The 19,914-nt window shown below is 44.1% G+C and carries 23 protein-coding genes; all 23 read right to left on the minus strand.

Going from position 1 to position 19,914, the window contains the following annotated elements; genetic code table 11:
* Window positions 1-447: 447 nt before the first annotated feature.
* Complete coding sequence (gene glyA / locus D1151_RS00475) at window positions 448-1,683, minus strand: serine hydroxymethyltransferase (RefSeq protein WP_160202238.1); 1,236 nt, start codon at window positions 1,681-1,683, stop codon at window positions 448-450.
* 109 nt (window positions 1,684-1,792) lie between these two features.
* Entirely contained in the window at window positions 1,793-2,419 is a 627-nt protein-coding gene (locus tag D1151_RS00480) for a single-stranded DNA-binding protein (RefSeq protein WP_161907562.1), read from the minus strand.
* Between the two features lie 61 nt (window positions 2,420-2,480).
* The gene (locus D1151_RS00485; protein ID WP_161907563.1) at window positions 2,481-3,092 is read right to left on the minus strand and encodes a biosynthetic peptidoglycan transglycosylase; all 612 of its coding nucleotides are present in this window, start codon (window positions 3,090-3,092) and stop codon (window positions 2,481-2,483) included.
* A gap of 104 nt (window positions 3,093-3,196) precedes the next feature.
* Entirely contained in the window at window positions 3,197-3,640 is a 444-nt protein-coding gene (locus D1151_RS00490; protein ID WP_160202241.1) for a threonine/serine exporter family protein, read from the minus strand.
* Window positions 3,637-4,401 carry a threonine/serine exporter ThrE family protein gene (locus tag D1151_RS00495; protein WP_161907564.1) on the minus strand — a complete coding sequence of 255 codons (765 nt, stop codon included), beginning with the start codon at window positions 4,399-4,401 and terminating at the stop codon, window positions 3,637-3,639. The genes D1151_RS00490 and D1151_RS00495 overlap by 4 nt, the downstream gene beginning before the upstream one ends.
* A complete protein-coding gene (locus D1151_RS00500; RefSeq protein WP_160202243.1) occupies window positions 4,402-4,848 on the minus strand; it encodes a GNAT family N-acetyltransferase in 447 nt (148 codons plus the stop codon).
* On the minus strand, window positions 4,845-5,786 hold the full coding sequence (locus D1151_RS00505) for a YegS/Rv2252/BmrU family lipid kinase (RefSeq protein WP_160202244.1): 942 nt from the start codon (window positions 5,784-5,786) through the stop codon (window positions 4,845-4,847). Before D1151_RS00505 ends, D1151_RS00500 begins: the two co-directional genes overlap by 4 nt.
* On the minus strand, window positions 5,761-7,059 hold the full coding sequence (locus D1151_RS00510; protein WP_161907565.1) for a folylpolyglutamate synthase/dihydrofolate synthase family protein: 1,299 nt from the start codon (window positions 7,057-7,059) through the stop codon (window positions 5,761-5,763). Before D1151_RS00510 ends, D1151_RS00505 begins: the two co-directional genes overlap by 26 nt.
* A gap of 1 nt (window position 7,060) precedes the next feature.
* Window positions 7,061-9,802: a valine--tRNA ligase gene (locus D1151_RS00515; protein ID WP_161907566.1), complete on the minus strand. Its 2,742-nt coding sequence runs from the start codon at window positions 9,800-9,802 to the stop codon at window positions 7,061-7,063.
* 787 nt (window positions 9,803-10,589) lie between these two features.
* Entirely contained in the window at window positions 10,590-11,099 is a 510-nt protein-coding gene (locus D1151_RS00520; protein WP_161907567.1) for a helix-turn-helix domain-containing protein, read from the minus strand.
* 411 nt (window positions 11,100-11,510) lie between these two features.
* Entirely contained in the window at window positions 11,511-12,329 is an 819-nt protein-coding gene (folK, locus tag D1151_RS00525) for a 2-amino-4-hydroxy-6-hydroxymethyldihydropteridine diphosphokinase (RefSeq protein ID WP_160202248.1), read from the minus strand.
* On the minus strand, window positions 12,326-13,138 hold the full coding sequence (gene folP / locus D1151_RS00530) for a dihydropteroate synthase (RefSeq protein WP_161907568.1): 813 nt from the start codon (window positions 13,136-13,138) through the stop codon (window positions 12,326-12,328). The genes folK and folP overlap by 4 nt, the downstream gene beginning before the upstream one ends.
* A 1-nt stretch (window position 13,139) precedes the next feature.
* Window positions 13,140-13,631 carry an HD domain-containing protein gene (locus tag D1151_RS00535; protein WP_306770818.1) on the minus strand — a complete coding sequence of 164 codons (492 nt, stop codon included), beginning with the start codon at window positions 13,629-13,631 and terminating at the stop codon, window positions 13,140-13,142.
* Window positions 13,631-14,230, minus strand: coding sequence for a GTP cyclohydrolase I FolE (folE, locus tag D1151_RS00540; protein ID WP_369122402.1), 600 nt, complete (start codon window positions 14,228-14,230; stop codon window positions 13,631-13,633). The genes D1151_RS00535 and folE overlap by 1 nt, the downstream gene beginning before the upstream one ends.
* Before the next feature lie 119 nt (window positions 14,231-14,349).
* Complete coding sequence (locus tag D1151_RS00545; protein WP_161907569.1) at window positions 14,350-14,859, minus strand: GNAT family N-acetyltransferase; 510 nt, start codon at window positions 14,857-14,859, stop codon at window positions 14,350-14,352.
* 87 nt (window positions 14,860-14,946) lie between these two features.
* Complete coding sequence (locus tag D1151_RS00550; protein ID WP_161907570.1) at window positions 14,947-15,483, minus strand: YgjV family protein; 537 nt, start codon at window positions 15,481-15,483, stop codon at window positions 14,947-14,949.
* Window positions 15,484-15,489: 6 nt separating this feature from the next.
* Window positions 15,490-16,248 (minus strand): class I SAM-dependent methyltransferase, encoded by a 759-nt coding sequence (locus D1151_RS00555; RefSeq protein ID WP_161907571.1) that lies wholly within the window; start codon window positions 16,246-16,248, stop codon window positions 15,490-15,492.
* A 77-nt stretch (window positions 16,249-16,325) separates the two neighbouring features.
* Window positions 16,326-16,568 (minus strand): GNAT family N-acetyltransferase, encoded by a 243-nt coding sequence (locus D1151_RS00560; RefSeq protein ID WP_161880236.1) that lies wholly within the window; start codon window positions 16,566-16,568, stop codon window positions 16,326-16,328.
* 18 nt (window positions 16,569-16,586) lie between these two features.
* Complete coding sequence (locus D1151_RS00565) at window positions 16,587-17,189, minus strand: GNAT family N-acetyltransferase (protein WP_161907572.1); 603 nt, start codon at window positions 17,187-17,189, stop codon at window positions 16,587-16,589.
* Complete coding sequence (locus tag D1151_RS00570; RefSeq protein WP_243151125.1) at window positions 17,173-17,655, minus strand: NUDIX domain-containing protein; 483 nt, start codon at window positions 17,653-17,655, stop codon at window positions 17,173-17,175. Before D1151_RS00570 ends, D1151_RS00565 begins: the two co-directional genes overlap by 17 nt.
* Complete coding sequence (locus tag D1151_RS00575; protein WP_161907573.1) at window positions 17,630-18,127, minus strand: hypothetical protein; 498 nt, start codon at window positions 18,125-18,127, stop codon at window positions 17,630-17,632. Before D1151_RS00575 ends, D1151_RS00570 begins: the two co-directional genes overlap by 26 nt.
* A gap of 24 nt (window positions 18,128-18,151) precedes the next feature.
* Window positions 18,152-18,991 (minus strand): HAD family hydrolase, encoded by an 840-nt coding sequence (locus D1151_RS00580; protein ID WP_161907574.1) that lies wholly within the window; start codon window positions 18,989-18,991, stop codon window positions 18,152-18,154.
* On the minus strand, window positions 18,981-19,583 hold the full coding sequence (locus D1151_RS00585; RefSeq protein ID WP_161907575.1) for an MBL fold metallo-hydrolase: 603 nt from the start codon (window positions 19,581-19,583) through the stop codon (window positions 18,981-18,983). The genes D1151_RS00580 and D1151_RS00585 overlap by 11 nt, the downstream gene beginning before the upstream one ends.
* Window positions 19,584-19,914: the final 331 nt, after the last annotated feature.

Genomic DNA, 19,914 nt, shown 5'->3' on the forward strand with positions numbered 1-19,914 from the left:
GTTACCGTTGTGCAAAGGAAGCCATGTTTCGCTTATTAGCACAACCGACAACCATAAAAGTTGTGCATACTAATGCTATAAGTGATGTCTTGCACAACGTTTCAATTTTTTACCGTTTAACAGCAAAAAAGTTGTGCAATCATAGGTATTTCCCGCCTGTTTTACACAACTTTCTGTTTGTATTCCACGATAAATACAGATCTGTCTGTTGGAAGTTGTGCAGGATAGTCTTCAGAAAACTATTTTGCACAACCGACACCGCCAAGAGTTGTGCAAATCAATACTATAAAACTTTTCCCTGCACAACTTTTCAAAAAATATACCCCCTACCCCTATATTACTGTACAATCTGATTGATAAATTTCATATACAAAAGAGAACTGCTCTCATGCACAAATTCCCGTGCAAAAGCAGTCCTCTTTCTTTTAATTTAAAATATCTGCTGTTTTACAGCATTTCTTTAATTACTGCGTCAATCTTTCTGGCTACTTCTCTGAAATCCTCTTCCTTGTAGCCTCTTGTGGTCATCGGCGCTGTACCAATTCTAACACCACTGGTTTCCTTCGGAGAACGTTTCTCGCCTGGCACGCAATTTTTGTTCAGGGTAATGCCGACTTCATCTAATTTATCCTGCAAATCCTTACCGCTGAACGGGAATTCCAGTAAATCTAATAGAAATACATGATTATCAGTGCCGCCGGTTACAATCTTGTAACCCAGTTTCAGGAATTCATCAGCAAAGGCTTTGCAGTTAGCGACAACCTGCGCTGCATATTCCTTATATTCCGGACGAAGTGCTTCCTCTGCACAGACTGCTTTTCCTGCGATTACGTGTTCCAACGGACCGCCCTGGGCATAAGGGAACACCGCGCTGTCTACCTTTTTTGCTAAATCCTGACGAGCAAAGATCAGACCGCCTCTTGGTCCTCTCAAAGTCTTATGGGTTGTGGTGGTTACGATATCCGCATGACCGAACGGAGACGGGTGTGCGCCTCCTGCCACAAGACCTGCGATGTGCGCCATATCCACCATAAAATAAGCCCCTGCTTCCTTTGCAATTTCAGCAAAAGCAGCAAAGTCGATGATTCTGGAATAAGCGGAAGCACCAGTCAGAATCAGCTGCGGCTTGTATTCCTGCGCCTTCTTTCTGACGTCTTCCATATCGATGAATCCATTCTCATCTACATCGTAAAATACCATGTTGTAAAGCTTTCCGCTGAAGTTGACGCCGGATCCATGAGTCAAATGTCCACCGTTATCCAAACTCAGGGACAAAATGGTATCCCCCGGCTGCAAAATTGCCTTATATGCTGCAAAGTTTGCCTGAGAGCCGCTGTGTGGCTGCACGTTTACGTGGTAATCGGTGTCAAATACCTTTCTCCACATATCGCAGCAGTATTCCTCAAGCTCGTCGACAAACTTGGTTCCGCCATAGTATCTGCTGGTGTTGCCGGAGGTTCTCACATAAGGATAGCCTTCTGCATACTTCCAGGAAAGACAGCTTCCGCAAGCAGCCAGTACCGCCTCAGAACAATAATTTTCTGAAGCAATCAGCTCAATGTTGTTCTTCTGTCTGTTATATTCCTTTTCAATCAGATTCCCCACAACTGGAGAGGATTTCTTAATAAATTCAAAATTCTCTACGTTATAGGTGCTGTTATCTGCGCCTTCTCTGTTAAACATGTGTACACTTCCTTTCGGTTTTTGAAAATACCGTATTATTGTATCACAACAAAGATGGACTATTCAACCTAATTCTGTTCAAATCCATGAAATTCACGAAAAGAACAGTTTACACTTCTTCCATCTGTAAAATAGACACTTCAAAGGCAGTTTTGACCATCACATCGCCGTCCTCACATTTTTTCTTATACTGCCTGCTTTGAATTCTTCCGTGAAGGGCAATCTTTGCCCCCACTTCAAGACTTGATGAGTACACCGCATTTCGACCCCATGCAATGCACGGTATGTAGTCGGATTTGTTGTAAAGCCGGTTGACCGCCAGCATAATGTCGCAGATTTTGCGCCCCAAAGGCGATGTCCTCCCAAGAGGCGGTTTGCAAATATAACCTTCCAGATAAATCTGATTCAGAGGTTCAAAGCATTCCTCCGCCTCAGCTATATCTCTTGCAAAGACTACAATATTTAAGCGGTTGTGACCGTCTACATCTTCGTTATACGTGCGAATCTGCCCCTGTACCTCAATCCACATGCCGACTTCAATCTGCATGGTGTTCAAAATCCGTTCGGAAGCCATGACAATAATTTGGTCTTCGTATCCGCTGTTTCTGGCAATGCCCACCTCAAAAGTATAAAATGCTTCCCCATATGTTTTATGATTCAGCTTCAGCCCATCTATGATTTCACCCCGAATATATGCTATGTTTGTAGGGTTATTACTGTCCGTCGTATTTATCATATTTTCCCTCCCAGAAATTCACATTAGTACATTGTATTCTGAGACGCAGAAAGTATGCCAATTAGCTAGTTTCCCCTGCCAGTGCCACCGGATTATATAAATTAGGGCATTTTATAGTATAAACAAGACTGTCTGCCTGCGCCGAAGTCAACGTATCCGGCGTCTTGCCGAAGTAATAGCCGGCCGCTTCCTTAATTCCATAGCAGTTTTCCCCAAAATAAATACAGTTTAAATACATTTCCAGGATTTCATCTTTGGAATAATCCCACTCCAGGTGAAACGCTACAAAGACCTCCGCTACCTTTCTCTCCATAACCTTTTCAAAATCGAAATACATATTCTTTGCAAGCTGCTGCGTAATTGTGCTTCCACCTTCTACAAAGCTTCCCGCAATGATGTCGTTTTTTACTGCTCTTGCAATAGCGAGAGGATCTATGCCAAAATGCCAGGAAAAGCGTTTATCCTCAGACTTTATAATCTCTTCCACAAAATAATCGGACATCTCTGACAGAGGTACATAATCGTCACGTTCTCTGATTTCAGAAACTTTCTCTTCCAGGGGTACTTCTTCCACCGCAGTTTTGTACAGCTGATAGCCCCTGTATACTGTCGGCGCTGCAGCAATGCTGCATGCAAGCGCCAGTACCAAACAAACCTTAAATAGCTTTCTCAAAAAAAACACCCCTTTCCCATTTGATACTTTCATTGTATCCCATGAGAAAAGGGTATTCCATAGATATTCGTTACAGATTGCTTACAGTTTTGTAAGGTCCTTTTCTAAGAATCCTTGCGCCAAGCTGCTGCAGCTTTATTCCAGTACTTGTTCATCACCGTCACAATTACAAACCCCAGCGAAATAGCAAGAGCAATTGTAATTGCTGCGGTTCCATTTTCAGCAAACATGGCTTTGTCTTCGCTGACAAGACCATACATGGTATAATACAGTCTACCTCCGGGAATCAGCGGCACTGCTGCAGCAGTCAGAAAAATCGTCGCAGGAGCGCGATTTACCCGCGCCATAACCTCTGCGTAAACTGCTACAAAGACAGATGCAATAAGATTTGCCTCAAAATTGCTGCCTAGCCATTCAAAACAGGCAAGGTAAATGCCCCATGTAACCAGCCCTCCGATACCTGCATACAACACCTGCCTGCCTTTTATTTTCAGCATAAGTGCAAATCCAATAGATCCCAGAAAAGCAACAATCAGCTGTACAATCATAAGACACCTCCAAGGAGTATAATAGTCAGGGCAAAGCCGCAGGCAATAGCTGCTGCTATTAAAAGAGAATTGCACAGGCGTAAAAGCCCCGAAGCGATATCCCCTGTCAGCATATCACGCACTGCGTTGGTCAATGCAATGCCCGGAATCAGCAGCATAATTCCGCCAATCATGAGCATTTCCACATGATCTCCAATGCCCAGCGCTACAAAAACATGCGCACAAATACCTGCAACCACCGATGCTACAAAGTGATATACAATCTGATTTTTTTCCTGCTTTGCGTAAAACAACTCAAAGAGCACCATAACAATCGCCATCAGCGATGACGCTAGGCCATCTTTGATACTGCCGCCAAAGAACACGGCAAAAGCTCCGGCTCCCAGCATGCAGCCGATAAAATGCAGCCAAACAGACTGTTTAGGACGCGCCAAAACTTCATCAAATTTTTGTCGAAGTTCGCAAACGTCCGGCTTATTCGCACAGATATATCTGCTCAAATTATTGAGATAATCAAGGCGATCGAAATTAGTATCATAGCGAATCAGTCTTCTGATATGGGTCAAAATTCTGCCGTCTGGTGCTTCCATAGTTACCTGAATGTTGGAGGTAATGATAAACACATTAATCCGCTCTGCGCCGTAGCTTTCGCACATGCGCAAAATGCTGTCCTCCACACGACTAACTTCTGCACCGCAGCAGACCATCTCTTCTCCAATATCTAAAATGCCCTGCAAAATTCTGTCATAATCGAAATCCATTTATGCAATCTCCAGTTTCATAACCTCTGGGTGGCAATTCTTCTGATACTGCGGACAGTACTTGCACTCGAAGAAATTAGGGGCTGTTTCCGGATCGATGGCAGTAAAGCCGTTAGCGCGGAAGAATCCTGGCGCTCTTGCTACCAGATAAAGACTATCCCCACCAAGCTCCTTCACCGTATCAATCACCTTCTGCAGCAGTATATTGCCCACTTTCAACTTGCGATAAGGCGCATCCACCGCAATGCCGTCGATGATATAGCGGCCTTCTCTCTTTGCGAGAACCACTGCACCTACCAGGTGTTCCTCTGCACCGTGGACAATTTCAAAGCATCTTACGATATCCGTATCCACTTCCTCATCACCATCAAATTCAAGCTCATTTTCAACAAAAAACTGAACCAATTTCTCATACGCATCTGTCTGTCTCAAAATCAAACGCATCATATCGTTTCCTCTCCCATATTGTCTTCCAAAGTAAAGATTTTTAGTCGATTGTGCAAAACGCTGAAAGTCAGCGGCAGTTTTTCACCGTGTTCACCGTCAATATCCGTCGGTAAATCGCTGGACGCTTCTATTTTCAGGCTGTTGGTCTGAAAATGCAGCACTCTTTTGCTGGACGGATGGTTTCCTTGTAAAATTTTCACGAAAACCCCTGGCATTTCCAAAAGTCCCATGTTCCTAAACAGAATGACGTCGAGAAGTCCGTCGTTAATCTCTGAATCCGGTGAGATTTTCTTAAAACCGCCTGCCGATTTTCCGTTCATCACCACCATAAAATACATCTTTTCGCGGTAAACTTTTTCCGGCGTCGTCAGAGTCACCTTAATTGGCTTCAAGTTAGGCACTTCGGACAGTCCCTTTAGATAATATGCCAAAATACCGATAGTATTCTTTAAGGTTGGGTCGGTCTTCTGGCTGACGTCCACAACCTGCCCCATGGCTGCCACGTTAATAAAGTGACGGTCGTTGACCTTTCCCACATCGGCATAGGTATAATTATCCCCAAGAGCGATGTCCACCATGCGCTCTATATCGCCGGGGATATTGAAGTAATACGCAAAGTCATTCGCCGTTCCTGCAGGAAAAATCGCCAGCGGCAGATAGATATCATTTCGTATCATAGCGTTAACACATACATTGATGGTGCCATCGCCTCCGGCAGCGATAATCTGCCTGTATTCATTCTGCGTGCCTTCTCTGCTGATTTCCGCCAAAAAATCAGCAATCACTGTACCGTGAGCCGCCCGCACCGGCACCACCAGATAACCTGCGTCCTGGCAGCGACCGATGATATAGTCCAGATTGTTCTTGAACATGCCGCTTCCGGAATTTGGATTATAAAATAAAATAATCTTGTTAAGTTTCTCTGACTCCTTTTTCATTGATAAGTCCTCTAATCTTTCCAATCAAATATAATGAACCTGTGAATAATATTACATCATACGCTTCGTATAACCCCTGCGCACAGCTGACCGCCTCTTCTGCCTTGCTAAAGCGGTGGACATGACCTCCCCTTTTCTGCATCTTTTCTGCCAGTTCTTCTGCCGGCAGTTTTCTCGGATTGTCCGGCTCTGTGGCTATAAAATCCTTAGTTATATCCATAAAGGAGTCTAGAACTTCCTCCACTTCCTTATCTGCTAAAATACCGGTCACCATGAGGATTTTTTTATCTTTAAAGTGGCGAAGGACGGTTTCTTTCAGCGCCTTTGCCCCACCCGGATTGTGAGCGCCATCTAAGATTACAAAAGGCTCTTTTTCCATGATTTCAAAGCGTCCGATTTGCTTTGCCCGCTTAAAGCCCTCTGCAATCTGTTCATCAGTAACTGTGAAATCTCCTCGTTTATTTAACAGAGCGATTGCAGTCAGTGCTGTCAACGCATTTTGCACCTGATGGCGCCCAACCATAGAAACCGTAAACTCATAGGTTTCCTTTAGGACTTCAGCACGAACGTGAGTACCTTCTACCGTTTCTTCCAGAATTTCACACGGACTTTGCAGTGCGTCAAAAATCGGCGTATGCTTTTCTATGGCCTTGTGCTTCAGTACCCACATGGCTTCCTCATTTTCTACACCGGTAATAACCGGACAGCCTTCTTTGATAATTCCCGCCTTTTCTGCAGCAATCTCCTCGATGGTCTCGCCCAGCCTGTCTGTGTGGTCCAGAGAAATAGAGGTAATAATGCTGCAAAGCGGCTGCTTTACTACATTGGTGGAGTCGCCCCTACCGCCAAGTCCTACTTCCAGCACTACAAAATCCGTATTCTTTTCTTTGAAATAGAGAAAAGCAACGGCTGTAATCACTTCAAATTCTGTCGGTGATTCATGACCTTCTGCAACCATTTCTTCTGTCATTGCAAGGACGACGTCGCTGCACCGCTGCAAATCCGCATCGGAAATAAAGCTGCCGTCAAATTCGATTCGTTCGTTGAATACCTCCAGAAAAGGCGAAGTAAACAGCCCGCACCGGTAGCCGGCTGCCTGCAGAATCTCATAGAGATACCTGCAGACAGAGCCTTTGCCGTTGGTTCCTGCAACGTGAAGCACTTTTAAATCCTCGTGAGGATTGCCCAGCTTTTCAAGAAGCACATTCATTCGTTCCAGCCCCAGCACCCAGCCAAATTTCTGAAATTCACTGATTTTGCTGATTGCATCCATCTTATTTGTTCACTTTCTTTGCGACCATAGCGAGTCTCGCCTCTACCTTGGCCAGCATATCTTCATATTTTGCCTGTTTTTCTTTTTCCTCGTTGATCACCTTTTCAGGTGCCTTTGCAAGGAATCCCTGGTTAGAAAGCTTGCCGGAAACGCGCTTTACTTCACCTTCTAGCTTTTTCTTTTCCTTGGTCAGACGATCAAACTCAGCATTAAAATCTACAAGGTCATCCAGCGGAATAAAGATTTCGATTCCTGCGATGACGGCAGACATAACCTCTTCCGGCACTTCCGATTTGTCGGTTACAAATTTGATATCACTGATGTTGGCAAGGTCTTTGATATATCTCTCGCCGCCCTTGATAATTTCCATCTTTTCTCCCTGCGCCAAAATCACTGCACGCAGCTGCTTGCTCGGTTTTGCGTCAGCTTCAGCACGGATATTTCTGATTGCGCCGATCGCTTCCATAGCGATTTCCAGTTTTTCCTCTTCTGCTGCAAAGCGCCTTTCTTCTGCAAATTCCGGCCATTTCGCCTGAATCAGGAAGCAGTTCGGATTCTCCTCTCTTTCGCAGTCGGAGTGCGGCAGGAAGGACCAGATTTCTTCTGTGATAAACGGCATGAACGGGTGCAGCATTTCCAGCATGTTCTTCAAAACCATAACCAGAACGAATCTGACAACCTTCTTGTCTTCTTCATCGTCGCCCCAGAGTCTTTTCTTTACCAGCTCAATGTACCAGTCACAGTACTCGTTCCAGATCAGTTCGTAAACTCTCTGCCCTGCCAGCGCAAGGTCATATTTTTCCAGCGCCTTTGTCACATAGTCGGCAGCGTCGTTGACTCTGCTGATCATCCATTTATCTTCATCGCGCAGTGCGATATTCGCAAAGTTTGTAGTATCTCCGCAAGCCATGCCGCAGCAGTCTGCGCAGCATTTTGCCAATTCTTTAAAGTTGCCTTCTTCGTCCTTAAGGTTCATGATAACGAATCTGGAAGCGTTCCAAAGTTTGTTGGCAAAATTTCTAGCAGATTCCAGCTTGTCTGTTTTAAAACGCATATCGTTACCCGGCGTAATACCTGTGGTCAGCATAAAACGCAAAGCGTCTGCTCCGTACTGGTCGATGACTTCCAGCGGGTCGATGCCGTTTCCAAGGGACTTACTCATCTTGCGACCTTCTGCGTCACGAACCAGTCCGTGAATATATACGTGATGGAACGGAGATTCTCCCATAGCTTCACAGCCGGAGAATACCATTCTGATGACCCAGAAGAAAATGATATCGTAGCCTGTTACCAGCACATCAGTCGGATAGAAGTATTCCAGTTCCTTAGTCTTTTCCGGCCAACCCAGTGTGGAAAACGGCCACAGCGCAGATGAGAACCAGGTATCAAGAACGTCTTCGTCCTGCGCTAAATCAGCAGAACCGCACTTTGGACACTTGGTTGGATCTTCCTCCGCTACAATCAGTTCTCCGCATTCCTGACAGTACCATGCCGGAATTCTATGTCCCCACCACAGCTGCCGGGAAATACACCAGTCTCTGATTTCTTCCAGCCAGTGGAGATAAGTCTTTTCAAAACGTTCAGGCACGTGAGTCAGCGCGCCGCTCTTTGCAGCTTCAATAGCAGGCTTTGCCAGTTCTTCCATCTTGACAAACCACTGATCGGAAAGCATTGGCTCGATGACAGTGTGGCATCTGTAGCACTCGCCTACTGGAATAACCTTCTCCTCGGTCTTTACAAGGTAGCCCGCTTCTTCCAAGTCTTTTACCCATGCTTTGCGGCACTGGTACCTGTCCATGCCTTCGTACTTTCCTGCCATGGCGTTCATTGTTGCATCTTCGTTGATACAGCAAAGATTTTCTAGTCCTGCACGCTGCCCTACTTCAAAGTCGTTAGGGTCGTGGGCCGGCGTAATCTTAACTGCGCCGGTTCCTTTTTCCGGATCCGGGTAAGGGTCTGCAATGACAGGAATTTCTCTGCCAACAAGTGGCAGAATGACTTTCTTTCCTACCATATCCTTATATCTTTCATCGCTTGGGTGTACGGCAATGGCAACGTCGCCGAACATAGTCTCAGGTCTTGAGGTTGCAACGACCATTTCCTTGCCGCCTTCTTCTGCAGCAGGATAGCGGAAATACCAATACTGTCCATTCTTGTCCTCGTGCTCTACTTCGGCGTCGGAAAGAGATGTACCGCACTGCGGACACCAGTTAATCAGACGGTTTCCTCTGTAAATGAGTCCCTTGTTATATAAATGAACGAAGAAATGTCTGACTGCCTTGTTGCAGCCTTCATCCATGGTGAATCGTTCTCTGCTCCAGTCGCAGGAATCTCCCAGCTTACGGCATTGTCTTGTGATTCTGCCGCCGTATTCTTCCTTCCATGCCCAGGCACGCTTTAAAAATTCTTCTCTGCCCAGATCTTCCTTTTCTTTGCCTTCGTCATTTCTGATTTTTTCTACCACCTTTACTTCCGTTGCAATGCTGGCGTGGTCAGAGCCCGGCAGCCACAGCGCACTGTAACCCTGCATTCTCTTCCAGCGAGTCAGTACATCCTGCAAAGTCTGGTCCAGGGCGTGTCCCATGTGCAGCTGGCCTGTAATATTTGGCGGCGGCATGACAATGGTAAAAGGCTTCTTATCCTCTCTCACCTCAGCACGGAAAGCGCCGTTCTTCTCCCACATCTCATAAATGCGGTCCTCAAAATCCTTCGGATTATAGGTCTTTGCTAAGTTTTTTTCCATTGGAATCTCCTTCTTTCTATAGTTTGTTTTTCGGGTGCGCCAAGCTCCAGCAGGCAATAAAAAAGTCCTCTGTGAGCATGCACTCACAAAGGACGAAATTATTCCGCGGTACCACCTTTGTTCCATCTGAAGCTAGTTCAGATGACTCTCATTTCCAAAACAGCTCCAAAGCAACCTTCGGCGGACACGTTTCTCTAAGGTCTCTCAGCCTATGAACCTTATTCTCTGTAGAGTGTTATCACACTTACTCCTCTTCTTCAACGCTGCATATATTTTTTGTTTGTCTCAAATAGTATACCTAAAAGAAGTAAGATTTGCAAGGGTTTATTTTGTTGGTTTTGGCTGCGTTTAGTTTGAAGTTCATTATTGACGATGGTGCATAAGCTATGGACGCCAACTTCACTGCTTATTTTATAAATCCTTGCGTTACCTCTCCGAAATATGCCAACTTTCAGCGGTTTCTATAAGATTATTGCGCCAAGCTACTGGATTTAGCAGATTTCACTGATAAAACGACGGTACATCGTGCCATATTCTTTTAAAAACTCCTTCATGTTGGCACTCACCGCCATTTCAAAAAAAACTTTGTCTAAGTTGGCGTTTTCAAAGTAGCGAACGCAAGAAAGTTAAAATAAACCTTTAAAGTTGGCATATCGTCAAAATCACACATCGATTAGATATTCTTTGCCCAGTCTGCCACCAGCTTTTCTGCCGCAGCAAACCATTGCCTGAAAATATTGAATCTGCTTTAGTATTGTGTTTTCCTCCAAAGCACTGTATAGGCTTTTTAGCCTTTCTTTCGAGTCAGAAAACTTCCAACGATTGCTCCTATTAAAATAATCGGTGCGATTCTAACAAACAGCCACTCAAGCGAGTGAAAGGCTACGCCTAATACCGCAGTTTCCGGATCGCTATAGTTCCAGCCTAAGTAAGGACTGTCGAAAACGATTAGAAAGGCAAAAATGATTATGATAACTGCAGACAATGTAATAAGCAGCCAGTGAATCAGCGTTCTTCTTGTATTCTTCCTCTGTGCCAGCTGCAGGTTTATAATTTCTAGTTTTTCAGAAATTACTTTTAGGTCATCGACCTTTGTCTCAGCAATGGTTTCTCCAAGCAAAGCGCTGACCGGCGTTTCAAAGACCTCTGATATGGCGATTAGCATATCCGAATCCGGTACTGACAATCCCTGTTCCCATTTAGAGATCGTTTGTCTCACCACATTCAGCTTAACTGCAAGTTCCTCTTGAGAAAGTCCTTTTGATTTTCTGATTATCTTTATGTTTTCGTTTAACATTTTTAGATTTCCTCCTTTTTCAATCGATAAGGCGATTGTATAAGGAACCGTCCGTTGCTGCAAGCAACGCAAATTAACATTTGAAATTATTGTAGCACAGACGTTTCTCATTGCCACGGTTCCATCGCTTGCCTACCACGGCAAACGCATGAAAAGTATCATGAACCATCAATACTGACAAAATGATAGCAGCATGCAGGATTTTGTCAGCAAATCGTGAAGAACCCCATCTTAATACGCCTGAAATCCTGACAGAACTGACAAAATCAAAAATAATTGTCAGTTCTGGCAGGATTTTTGATAGAAACACAGACAAAACTGACAAAAATCTAAAAAGCAGTCAGCTTTGTCTGTTTCAGAAAATCACTAAATATGTGGCGTTTATATGTCCACACATTTTTTCATAACAATTTATAATTCTTCCTTCAACGCTTTGATGGTCTTTCCAAACACAGGATGCCGCACCCAGGGTGCAATCTGCGCCAGAGGTGTCAGCACAAAGTCTCGCTTATGCATTTCCACATGAGGAATCGTAAGCGCCTCGCTGTCCATTACCAAATCATCGTAGAGCAAAATATCCAAATCCAGTGTTCTCGGTCCCCAGTGGATTTCCCTCTTTCTGTCAGCCGCAGCCTCTATCTCATGAAGAAGCGTAAGCAGTTCTGCAGGCGAAAGCAGGGTTTCCAGTTCCAAACAGCTGTTGAGAAAATCGTCCTGCTCTACACCGCCGTAAGGTTCGGTAACGATATAATCTGCAACCTTCTTGACACGGCAACCCTCTGACTGAGAGAGACGAGAAACTGCCATGTCCAAATAACCTTTCTTATCCCCCAGATTAGAACCCAGTGCAATATAGCAGCGATGCCAGAATCTGGTGATTTTAACCGATACATAGTCGAGCGGCAGCTTTACCGGCGCCCATGGTTTTTTGATTTCCAGGGAAATGCCGCGTACCAGCGGAAATGCCTCAAGAACAGCCCATGCCAGCTGCTCTGCCGCAGCCTCTATAAGTTTATAGGTATGCTCCTGCAGGAATCCTACCATAAACTGTGATACTTCCCCATAATGAGTGGATTCTGTCAGGTCATCGCTTCTTCCTGCACTCTGCAAATCACTATAAAGCACAGCGGACACAACAAACTTTTGTCCCAGTGCAGTCTCCTCGGAAAAAACGCCATGATTGGCAAAAAACTGCAGATTTTCTATATGAATTTCATCGTACTTTTTCATTTTCCTTCTCCCATAATCGCAAGGGTCATTTGAATCGCCCTGAAATTTTCTTTGATGTCATGGACACGAACAAAGGCTGCGCCCTTCATCACACCCATGACTGTCGTTGCTACCGTTCCTTCGACACGCTCCTCTACTGGTAGATTGAGCGCATTTCCAATCATAGATTTTCTCGAAGTAGCAAGTAATACCGGATATCCTAATGCACAAAGTTCCTCCAGGCGATTGACAACAATCAAATTATGTTCATATGTTTTTCCAAAGCCTACACCTGGATCCAGCATAATCTGATCTTTTGAAATTCCTGCTACCTGTGCAATTTCCAATGTTTCTCGCATGTCTTCCAACATATCTGCCATAAAATCCTCGTACTCGGCTTTTTCCCGATTATGCATAAGACAGCAAGGAACATCATACGCAGCAATCAACTCCGCTATTTTCTTATCGTATTTCAGTCCCCAGATATCGTTGACCATATCTGCCCCCGCTTTAAGTGCCGCTTCTACCACCTGTGATTTATAGCTGTCAATAGACACAGGCACGTCAAAATTTTCCTTTACCATCTCAATACACGGTACCACCCGCCGGATTTCTTCTTCTATAGAAATCTGCACATGACCCGGCCTTGTGGACTCTCCACCAATATCGATTAAATCTGCTCCTTCATCAATCATCTGCGCCACATGTGCTTTCGCCCGTGTCAGGTCGTTCCACTTTCCTCCATCAGAAAAGGAATCCGGCGTGACGTTGAGGATTCCCATGATATAGCAGCTATTTACAAAGTCAAAATCTCTATTTCCAATTTTCATTTCAATCTTTTATCTCCTTGTTTTTCTTATCTTCACTCCAGTTACAGGTCCCCTGCTGTTTACAATAAAAACAGTTTCGTGAACCTTTGTCAGCACGATACAACAGCCCTGCCAAATCAGATCGTAATCTACTATCCGGCTGTCTATGGGCACCGATTGCCTCAATAATTGCAGCACATTCTTCTTCGCAAAAGCCTATTTCACTCAAAATCGTTCCTGCCAGTGCACAGCTTGCCTCATGGTGAGGAACATCCTGCACATACTCCAAGCCCCTACCGATATCGTGCAGTAGCGCCGCCGCATAAATCAGTTCCTTGCTGACTCCAAGACTTTCTTCCAGATTTTCGATGTGTGCCAGCCTTGCTGTATCCAGCAAATGAGTCAAATCATGCTTACAATATATACGAGTCTCTTCCATAGCCTCAATCTGCGCCATCGCTCCTTGCCAAAGCGGATGCCTGATGATTCGATTTACCCGATTCATGTGTTCCATCACTTACCCATCACCTGAAAGAAACGATTCTGCAGCTTCTCATCCTGCTCAAACGCACCTCTGGTAACCACCGTCACAGTCTTTGCACCCGGTTTTTTAATACCACGCATAGTCATACACATATGCTCAGCTTCAATGAGCACCATGACTCCTTTGGGCTGCAATTCTTCCATAAAAGCGTCAGCAATCTGCGCTGCAAGCCGCTCCTGCAGCTGAAAGCGCTTTGCGAAAACCTCCACAGTTCTGGCAATCTTGGAAAGTCCTACAACCTCACCATTTGGAATATATGCTACAGCTACATTTCCATAAAAAGGAAGCATATGGTGTTCGCAGAAAGAATAGAAATGAATATCTTTCTCCAAAATCATGTCGCTGTTTTCCACATGAAACCGCTTGGCAAGATGCGTCTGTGCACTGTCGGTATATCCAGCTGCAAGTTCCTCGTACATACGTGCAATCCGCTCCGGCGTTTCCCTCAGTCCTTCCCTATTTATATCTTCGCCGATTCCCTCAAGAATCAAGCGGACACCTTCTTTTATCTTTTCGCTATCCATTACTGTATCATGTCCTTTCAATAGTTCATTGCCCATAGATTTCATTATATGACATTTCCCCGCGAAGTACAAGGAAAAAGCAAGAAAAACACATATTCACACAATCATTATCCTATGTATGGCTTAGTGCCCTTTTCAACAGATTTTACCAGATAAATTGAGAATTATAACTTTAAGCTATATTGTAAAAGATTATAACGATGTCCGTCTTTGCCGTCTATTTCAGTTACTGTAGAAATCATCGAGAAACCAAATGACTCTGCCAAAAGATTAGATGCTCTGTTTTCCTCTCTTGTCGAATAAATAAATTCTTTTGCATCAAACTCCTTTTTGCAATATTGAATCAACCCCCGAAGAATCTGTTTTCCAAACCCTTTCCGTACATAATTGGGACCTAAACATATCCCTGCTTCTTGATAGGTGCAAGGACCAATCTTTTCTACGCCGGCAAAGCCAATCGCCTTACCACTTGCCCTTTCATAAACCAAATATGTATCATGCTCTTTTTGAAATGCAATAGTTTTTATCATCCGTATTTTGGCATCATCTTCGTTTGTAGTAATACTCCAAGACATGTATTTTGCACTTTCCGGTTGAGACCAAACATTGTAATACATTTCTTTCCAATCCGAAAACTTCGCCTTATCAAGAATAAGACTCTCTGTTTCAATCATTTTCAAATTCTCCTGCAAATCCCAATTTACCCACTTAAATTACACCTATTTTTACAGGTATCCGTCTACTGTTTTTTCATCTATAAATCACTTTTGAAACTCCGAATCCGGGTCGCCCATCGCTTTCCAGCCAAACCGCACCACAGATACGATAATTGAAGTTAAAGTGATGGTTTCATTTAGAACGCCGCCCCACGAGCCGGCATAGATATCGTAAATCAGCCAGCAAGGTGATGCACAGAACAAATTAGCCCCTCTTATCATCTTCGCATTATTGGTCCAATAGAAAATTGTACTAACCGATGACGCTAAAAATGTCAAAATGGTAACAGGACCTGCCCATGTAAAAATCAGAACCACTGCAAAGGCAGCACAAAATGCCCACGCAAGTTCTTTCCTCTGCACCCATTTCCATTCATTGTACTTTGTCAAAAGCGCATATCTCAGAATATTAAGCAACATGCTCAAACAGCCGCTGTACGCACCCAGCATGAAAAACTGAATGCAGAAAAGCAGCGAACCTAAAAGCTGAAATATGTACAGCGCCTTATTGGACTTGATTTGATAAGAAACGATAAAGGCAATTACGCCCAGAAATCCGATTCCCTGTATGAAGATATCCATATCTTTTCATCTCGCAACCACAATTGGCTGATAAAATCCAGTTTCTTCCGGCATTTTCCAGATAACTTCGCAAAATCCGCCGGCAAGGAGTAAATCTGTCAGTTCCTGTCTGCGCACTGCTCTGTATTCACAGGCAAACTTGCTGATTCGCGGTTCTCCCTCATCTTCGATGATATATTGGGTAAACTGATAATGGTCGCCATTCCAATCCCATGTCTGAAAAGAAACCCGCTGACCACCCTCGGTTTTGTGAATGTATGGCGGCGAATAAGTCGGTTTTTCCGCAAGAATGCTGTCATAGTCTCTAATGCTTGCGACAAAAATACCGCCGGATTTTGTACGGTCTGAAATGCTGTTTACCGCACTTGCCAGCGCCTCATGGGAAAGCATATGTGGAAGCGCATTGTCCATTGCGATGACGATATCAAACTGCCGATCAAAAGTTTTGGATAAAGCACAGAAATCCACCTGAGTAAATACAATATCTACATGATTATCCGCAGCTCTCTTTTTCGCCTCTGCAAGCTCCCCCTCGCTGAGATCCGAAGCAGTTACTTTATAACCTTTTTGTGCGATACCTACAGCCTGCGTACCAATGCCGCATGCACAGTCAAGAAACTCTGCATCAGTATCAAAACCGTAACTTTTAAAAATCTTATCTAAAAGCGCCGCTTGTTCTTTGGTTGTTTCCTCCCAATTCTGAAACAGCTTATCGTATTGATTTGCCATCTGGTCGTAAAAATTCTGTGTAATAGCTATTTTCATAGACTTCCTTTCTGTGTTACCAATTTTTTTGCAAAATAATTTCCAGAGGCTCACCGGAAAGCAGCAAAGCCCCACAATCAATAATCCGTTAACTGTGTGCCATAGCCTTTACCTCTGTAACCTTCCAGAAAAAACAACATATTCATAAAAGGAATGCTGTCCCAGAACAAATTGTACCGCAGCCAGCCGGCAAATGTGTTCGCCTGGAACATAACGAGAATTCTTCCTGATTCTATACAGTTTCTAAGTTCCTCTTCAGAAACTCCGTGTTCATACTGTTTCAGAACTTCAAAGTCATTCATATTTGCATATCGAATCATATCATCTTCTCCTTATTGCTATATGAAAGGAAAATTTTCCTCGTCATAAGCTTTTACACGCTTAGCATTCAGTTCATCATCGTAAATATCTGATTCATAGTATTTGCCGCCTTTAGCAGAAGAAAGATATCCAGGAATAAGTTCCATTCCCATAAATGCGGGATAATGATTTCCGTTTAAATCCGTTATACCCCACGTATACGCCTCTTTAAAGCCAAACTGCGGATAGTACTCCGGTCTGCCAAAGAATAGAATTGCTCCGAAACCCATTTTCTTTGCTTTAGCAATCATCCCAGTAAGGAGTGCCTTTCCAACACCTTTCCTCTGTAGCTCTGGCAATACGCTAATTGGTCCAAAATTCAAAACAGGAATCGTTCTATCTTCCATTCTTACTTCTGCCTTGCTGCAAATGACATGTCCTGCGATGGTTTCATCTATTTCAGCAACTAAACTAAGACCTGGTATTCCATCTCTCCGTCTCAACTCATGCACCATCCAGTGCTCATATGGACAGCCAATCCCTCCATCCTCTATTCTGCCAGGATAGGAAAAAGCTTCTCTGGTGATTTCTTCAACCCTGCGATAGTCCTTTTCCTGTTCCTCTCTAATTGTAATATTCATCGACACTCTCCCCAAATCTCCTATGTACCTTAGCCACCAGTAATGGCTGAATGTCCGGATAAGTCCATGCCTCCGGCAACTCATCAAATAACTCAATCTTTTCCATCTCACTATTTAGCTTAGGATTAAATTCGCTTATTTCAGCATAATAAAGCATGCCGTATGTCTCATCACCGGTTTCATTCACCCTGTTCTTCCCAGTAACGGAATAAACGCATACCGAATTTATGATAAATTGCACAGCTCCCGTTTCTTCCATCAGTTCTCGCTTTGCTGTCTCCAATATTGTTTCACCTTTTTCCCTATGCCCACCGGGAACTTCATAAGTATTTCTCTCTTTATGTTTACAAAACACCCATTTCCCCTCAGACCTTGAAACAATTACTGCAAATTTTAATAATTTGTCATCAACACTATCATAAAAATTCACTTTTAACATATCATCTTTTTCTCTTGAAGTTATCATTATGTTCAATCTCCCTCTTATGCCCCAGATGTATACCAATATGTCCGATTCCCAGCGTGATGACCGCAACCAGCAGCAATATATTTTTCCCATATACCGCCAGCAATCCAAATGCAAAAACCGGCAGGCTTGCGCCTGCTACGGGAATGCCGAAAAGACTGCTGTAAAAGTCCGCCATGGTTTTCTCGCTTTTGAAGTAGCGAATCCAAAATGCTTCATATAATACCAGAAGTAGAAAAGCTCCCGCCAAAATCAATGTCCTGCCGGACACCTGCCCTACATTAAAATCTGTAAATATCAGTGCCAAACAAGTTACTGCTACTTCTCCTACTCGCTCAAATGCCAACAGAATTTTATTTTCGCTGCCAACATAGTTCTCATAACCTACCGGTTTATTGCGGCTCCAAATTAAATTGGGCACCATCAGCATTGCCAAAAAGACAAGACCCACATAAGAAAATCCCAAATTCATCTCTTTCCCCTTAAATCATATAAATTATAGCACAAATTTTTCAATGGCCTTTGCCACGCCGTCCTCAGCGTTGCTTGCAGTCACGTAGTCCGCTATAGCCTTCGTTTCCTCTGTACCATTAGCCACTGCCACTCCAAGCCCCGCCAGTTTCATCATTTCGCCGTCGTTGGGACTGTCCCCCACAGCCATAAGCTCCTCAGGCAATACCCCAAGACGCTCCATGAGAAAAGTCAGCGCCGTGCCCTTGCTGGTATTTACGCCTCCCATTTCAATATTATGAATAAAGGAAGTCGTCAGAGTCAGATTCGGTATCTGCGCCAGTTCTTCCCGCCATACGGCCTTTTCTTCCAAAAACTCAAAATTCAGGCTGATATTCTCAATTTCGCCCTTGTGTGCCATCATGTAATCTAAAATCTGCGGCACCGGATTTCTGGTATCTCTAATGTAAGCTGCGTCACGGTAAGTAGAACCCTCTGCTATAATCTCCTCGTATTCATCCTTGTCAATATAGGCGTGTCCGTCGATAAAAGTTTCCACGGAAATGTGAGTTCTGCCCTTTTGGCGAATCAGTTCGACCACTGCAGTCACTGACTCAGGAGGAAGCAGGTTTTCGTAAATTCGCTCCATGGAGGCAAGTTCTGTAATGTGCGCGCCGTTGGAGGTCACCACGTATTCGAGACCATCTATAGAAAAAAGCTGCTTCGGCAGAGACTGAAAGGTTCTGCCGGTGGAAATAACGATATGCACGCCCTGCTCCATCGCTCTTTTAAACGCTGCTACCGTTCTTTCTGTAATCTTTCCATATGGGTCTAAGGTCGTACCGTCAAGATCCAGCGCGACCATTCTGATGTTCTTATCGTTCATGTCCGTCCCTCAATGCTAAAAATTCCGTGTTGTAAACTCTTACCTTTTTCATATTGCAGCCGCTGTCATGTCCGGGATAGATGGTAATGTCATTCTCCCATTTGTCAATAATCTCCTGTACAGAACGGCGCATATCCTCCTCACTGCCTCCCGCAAGATCGGTGCGTCCAAGATCTGTATCGAAAATCGTATCTCCGGTAAAGCAGACTCTACTCTTCTGGCTCATCAGACAAATACTTCCCTTGGTGTGTCCCGGCGTGTGAATTACCCGTAAAGTTTCACCTTCAAGGTCGAGGGTCTCTCCATCTTTCAGATGACAATCCACGCTGCCCCGATAAACAAAAGCGTCATCCGCATGCATATAAATCGGGCAGTCCATCGCCTCTGCTACTGTTTCTGCAGCGCCGGTGTGGTCGTGATGCAGATGAGTCAGCAAAACGCCGGCAGGTTTCAAATCCTTTTCACGGATAAATCCAATAAATTTCTTCGGGCTGTAGCCCGGATCTATGATATAGCAGTAGCCGCCCTCCCTTTGGTAAATCACATATCCGTTGCTCAAAAGGGCTCCGCTTACAAAACATTTTATTTTCATATCCTCACTCCTTGAAATTCATTGTATCACAGGTCGCCTTTTGTTGGCAAGTTTTGCACGCGCCTTACTCACAGCAGATGCATGAAAATTCTAACAAACAAGAGACATAGAGAAACATTGCCAAATTCTTGGTTTTTTATGTTTTTGTCAATAAGTGCTGAGAAAACAAGGGATTTTCTTGTCATTTCAGGGCACTACTTTGGCAGAATTGACAACTTTCCGTTTTTTTGTCAATTTAGTCAACATTTCAGCCCCAAAACATTGACAAAATTGACAGATTTCCGAATTTCGGTCAATCTTGTCAATGTTAATATAAATAATCGACCGTTTC

This window comes from Emergencia sp. 1XD21-10 (assembly GCF_009936045.1).
Lineage (GTDB): Bacteria > Bacillota > Clostridia > Peptostreptococcales > Anaerovoracaceae > Senimuribacter > Senimuribacter intestinalis.

Bases quoted from the DNA above. Each gene is read 5' to 3' on its own strand.
- D1151_RS00505 (WP_160202244.1), bottom strand. From the start codon at position 5,786: ATGAAAAAGGAGTCAGAGAAACTTAACAAGATTATTTTATTTTATAAT.
- D1151_RS00560 (WP_161880236.1), bottom strand. From the start codon at position 16,568: ATGATTCGATATGCAAATATGAATGACTTTGAAGTTCTGAAACAGTAT.
- D1151_RS00545 (WP_161907569.1), bottom strand. From the start codon at position 14,859: ATGATTGAAACAGAGAGTCTTATTCTTGATAAGGCGAAGTTTTCGGAT.
- D1151_RS00535 (WP_306770818.1), bottom strand. From the start codon at position 13,631: ATGGAACACATGAATCGGGTAAATCGAATCATCAGGCATCCGCTTTGG.
- D1151_RS00515 (WP_161907566.1), bottom strand. From the start codon at position 9,802: ATGGAAAAAAACTTAGCAAAGACCTATAATCCGAAGGATTTTGAGGAC.
- D1151_RS00565 (WP_161907572.1), bottom strand. From the start codon at position 17,189: ATGAATATTACAATTAGAGAGGAACAGGAAAAGGACTATCGCAGGGTT.
- D1151_RS00550 (WP_161907570.1), bottom strand. From the start codon at position 15,483: ATGGATATCTTCATACAGGGAATCGGATTTCTGGGCGTAATTGCCTTT.
- D1151_RS00585 (WP_161907575.1), bottom strand. From the start codon at position 19,583: ATGAAAATAAAATGTTTTGTAAGCGGAGCCCTTTTGAGCAACGGATAT.
- D1151_RS00500 (WP_160202243.1), bottom strand. From the start codon at position 4,848: ATGATGCGTTTGATTTTGAGACAGACAGATGCGTATGAGAAATTGGTT.
- D1151_RS00575 (WP_161907573.1), bottom strand. From the start codon at position 18,127: ATGAATTTGGGATTTTCTTATGTGGGTCTTGTCTTTTTGGCAATGCTG.
- D1151_RS00570 (WP_243151125.1), bottom strand. From the start codon at position 17,655: ATGATAACTTCAAGAGAAAAAGATGATATGTTAAAAGTGAATTTTTAT.
- D1151_RS00490 (WP_160202241.1), bottom strand. From the start codon at position 3,640: ATGATTGTACAGCTGATTGTTGCTTTTCTGGGATCTATTGGATTTGCA.
- D1151_RS00510 (WP_161907565.1), bottom strand. From the start codon at position 7,059: ATGGATGCAATCAGCAAAATCAGTGAATTTCAGAAATTTGGCTGGGTG.
- D1151_RS00480 (WP_161907562.1), bottom strand. From the start codon at position 2,419: ATGATAAATACGACGGACAGTAATAACCCTACAAACATAGCATATATT.
- folP (WP_161907568.1), bottom strand. From the start codon at position 13,138: ATGAAAATTGGAAATAGAGATTTTGACTTTGTAAATAGCTGCTATATC.
- D1151_RS00495 (WP_161907564.1), bottom strand. From the start codon at position 4,401: ATGGATTTCGATTATGACAGAATTTTGCAGGGCATTTTAGATATTGGA.
- folK (WP_160202248.1), bottom strand. From the start codon at position 12,329: ATGAAAAAGTACGATGAAATTCATATAGAAAATCTGCAGTTTTTTGCC.
- folE (WP_369122402.1), bottom strand. From the start codon at position 14,230: ATGAAATCTATGGGCAATGAACTATTGAAAGGACATGATACAGTAATG.
- D1151_RS00520 (WP_161907567.1), bottom strand. From the start codon at position 11,099: ATGTTAAACGAAAACATAAAGATAATCAGAAAATCAAAAGGACTTTCT.
- D1151_RS00580 (WP_161907574.1), bottom strand. From the start codon at position 18,991: ATGAACGATAAGAACATCAGAATGGTCGCGCTGGATCTTGACGGTACG.
- D1151_RS00555 (WP_161907571.1), bottom strand. From the start codon at position 16,248: ATGAAAATAGCTATTACACAGAATTTTTACGACCAGATGGCAAATCAA.
- glyA (WP_160202238.1), bottom strand. From the start codon at position 1,683: ATGTTTAACAGAGAAGGCGCAGATAACAGCACCTATAACGTAGAGAAT.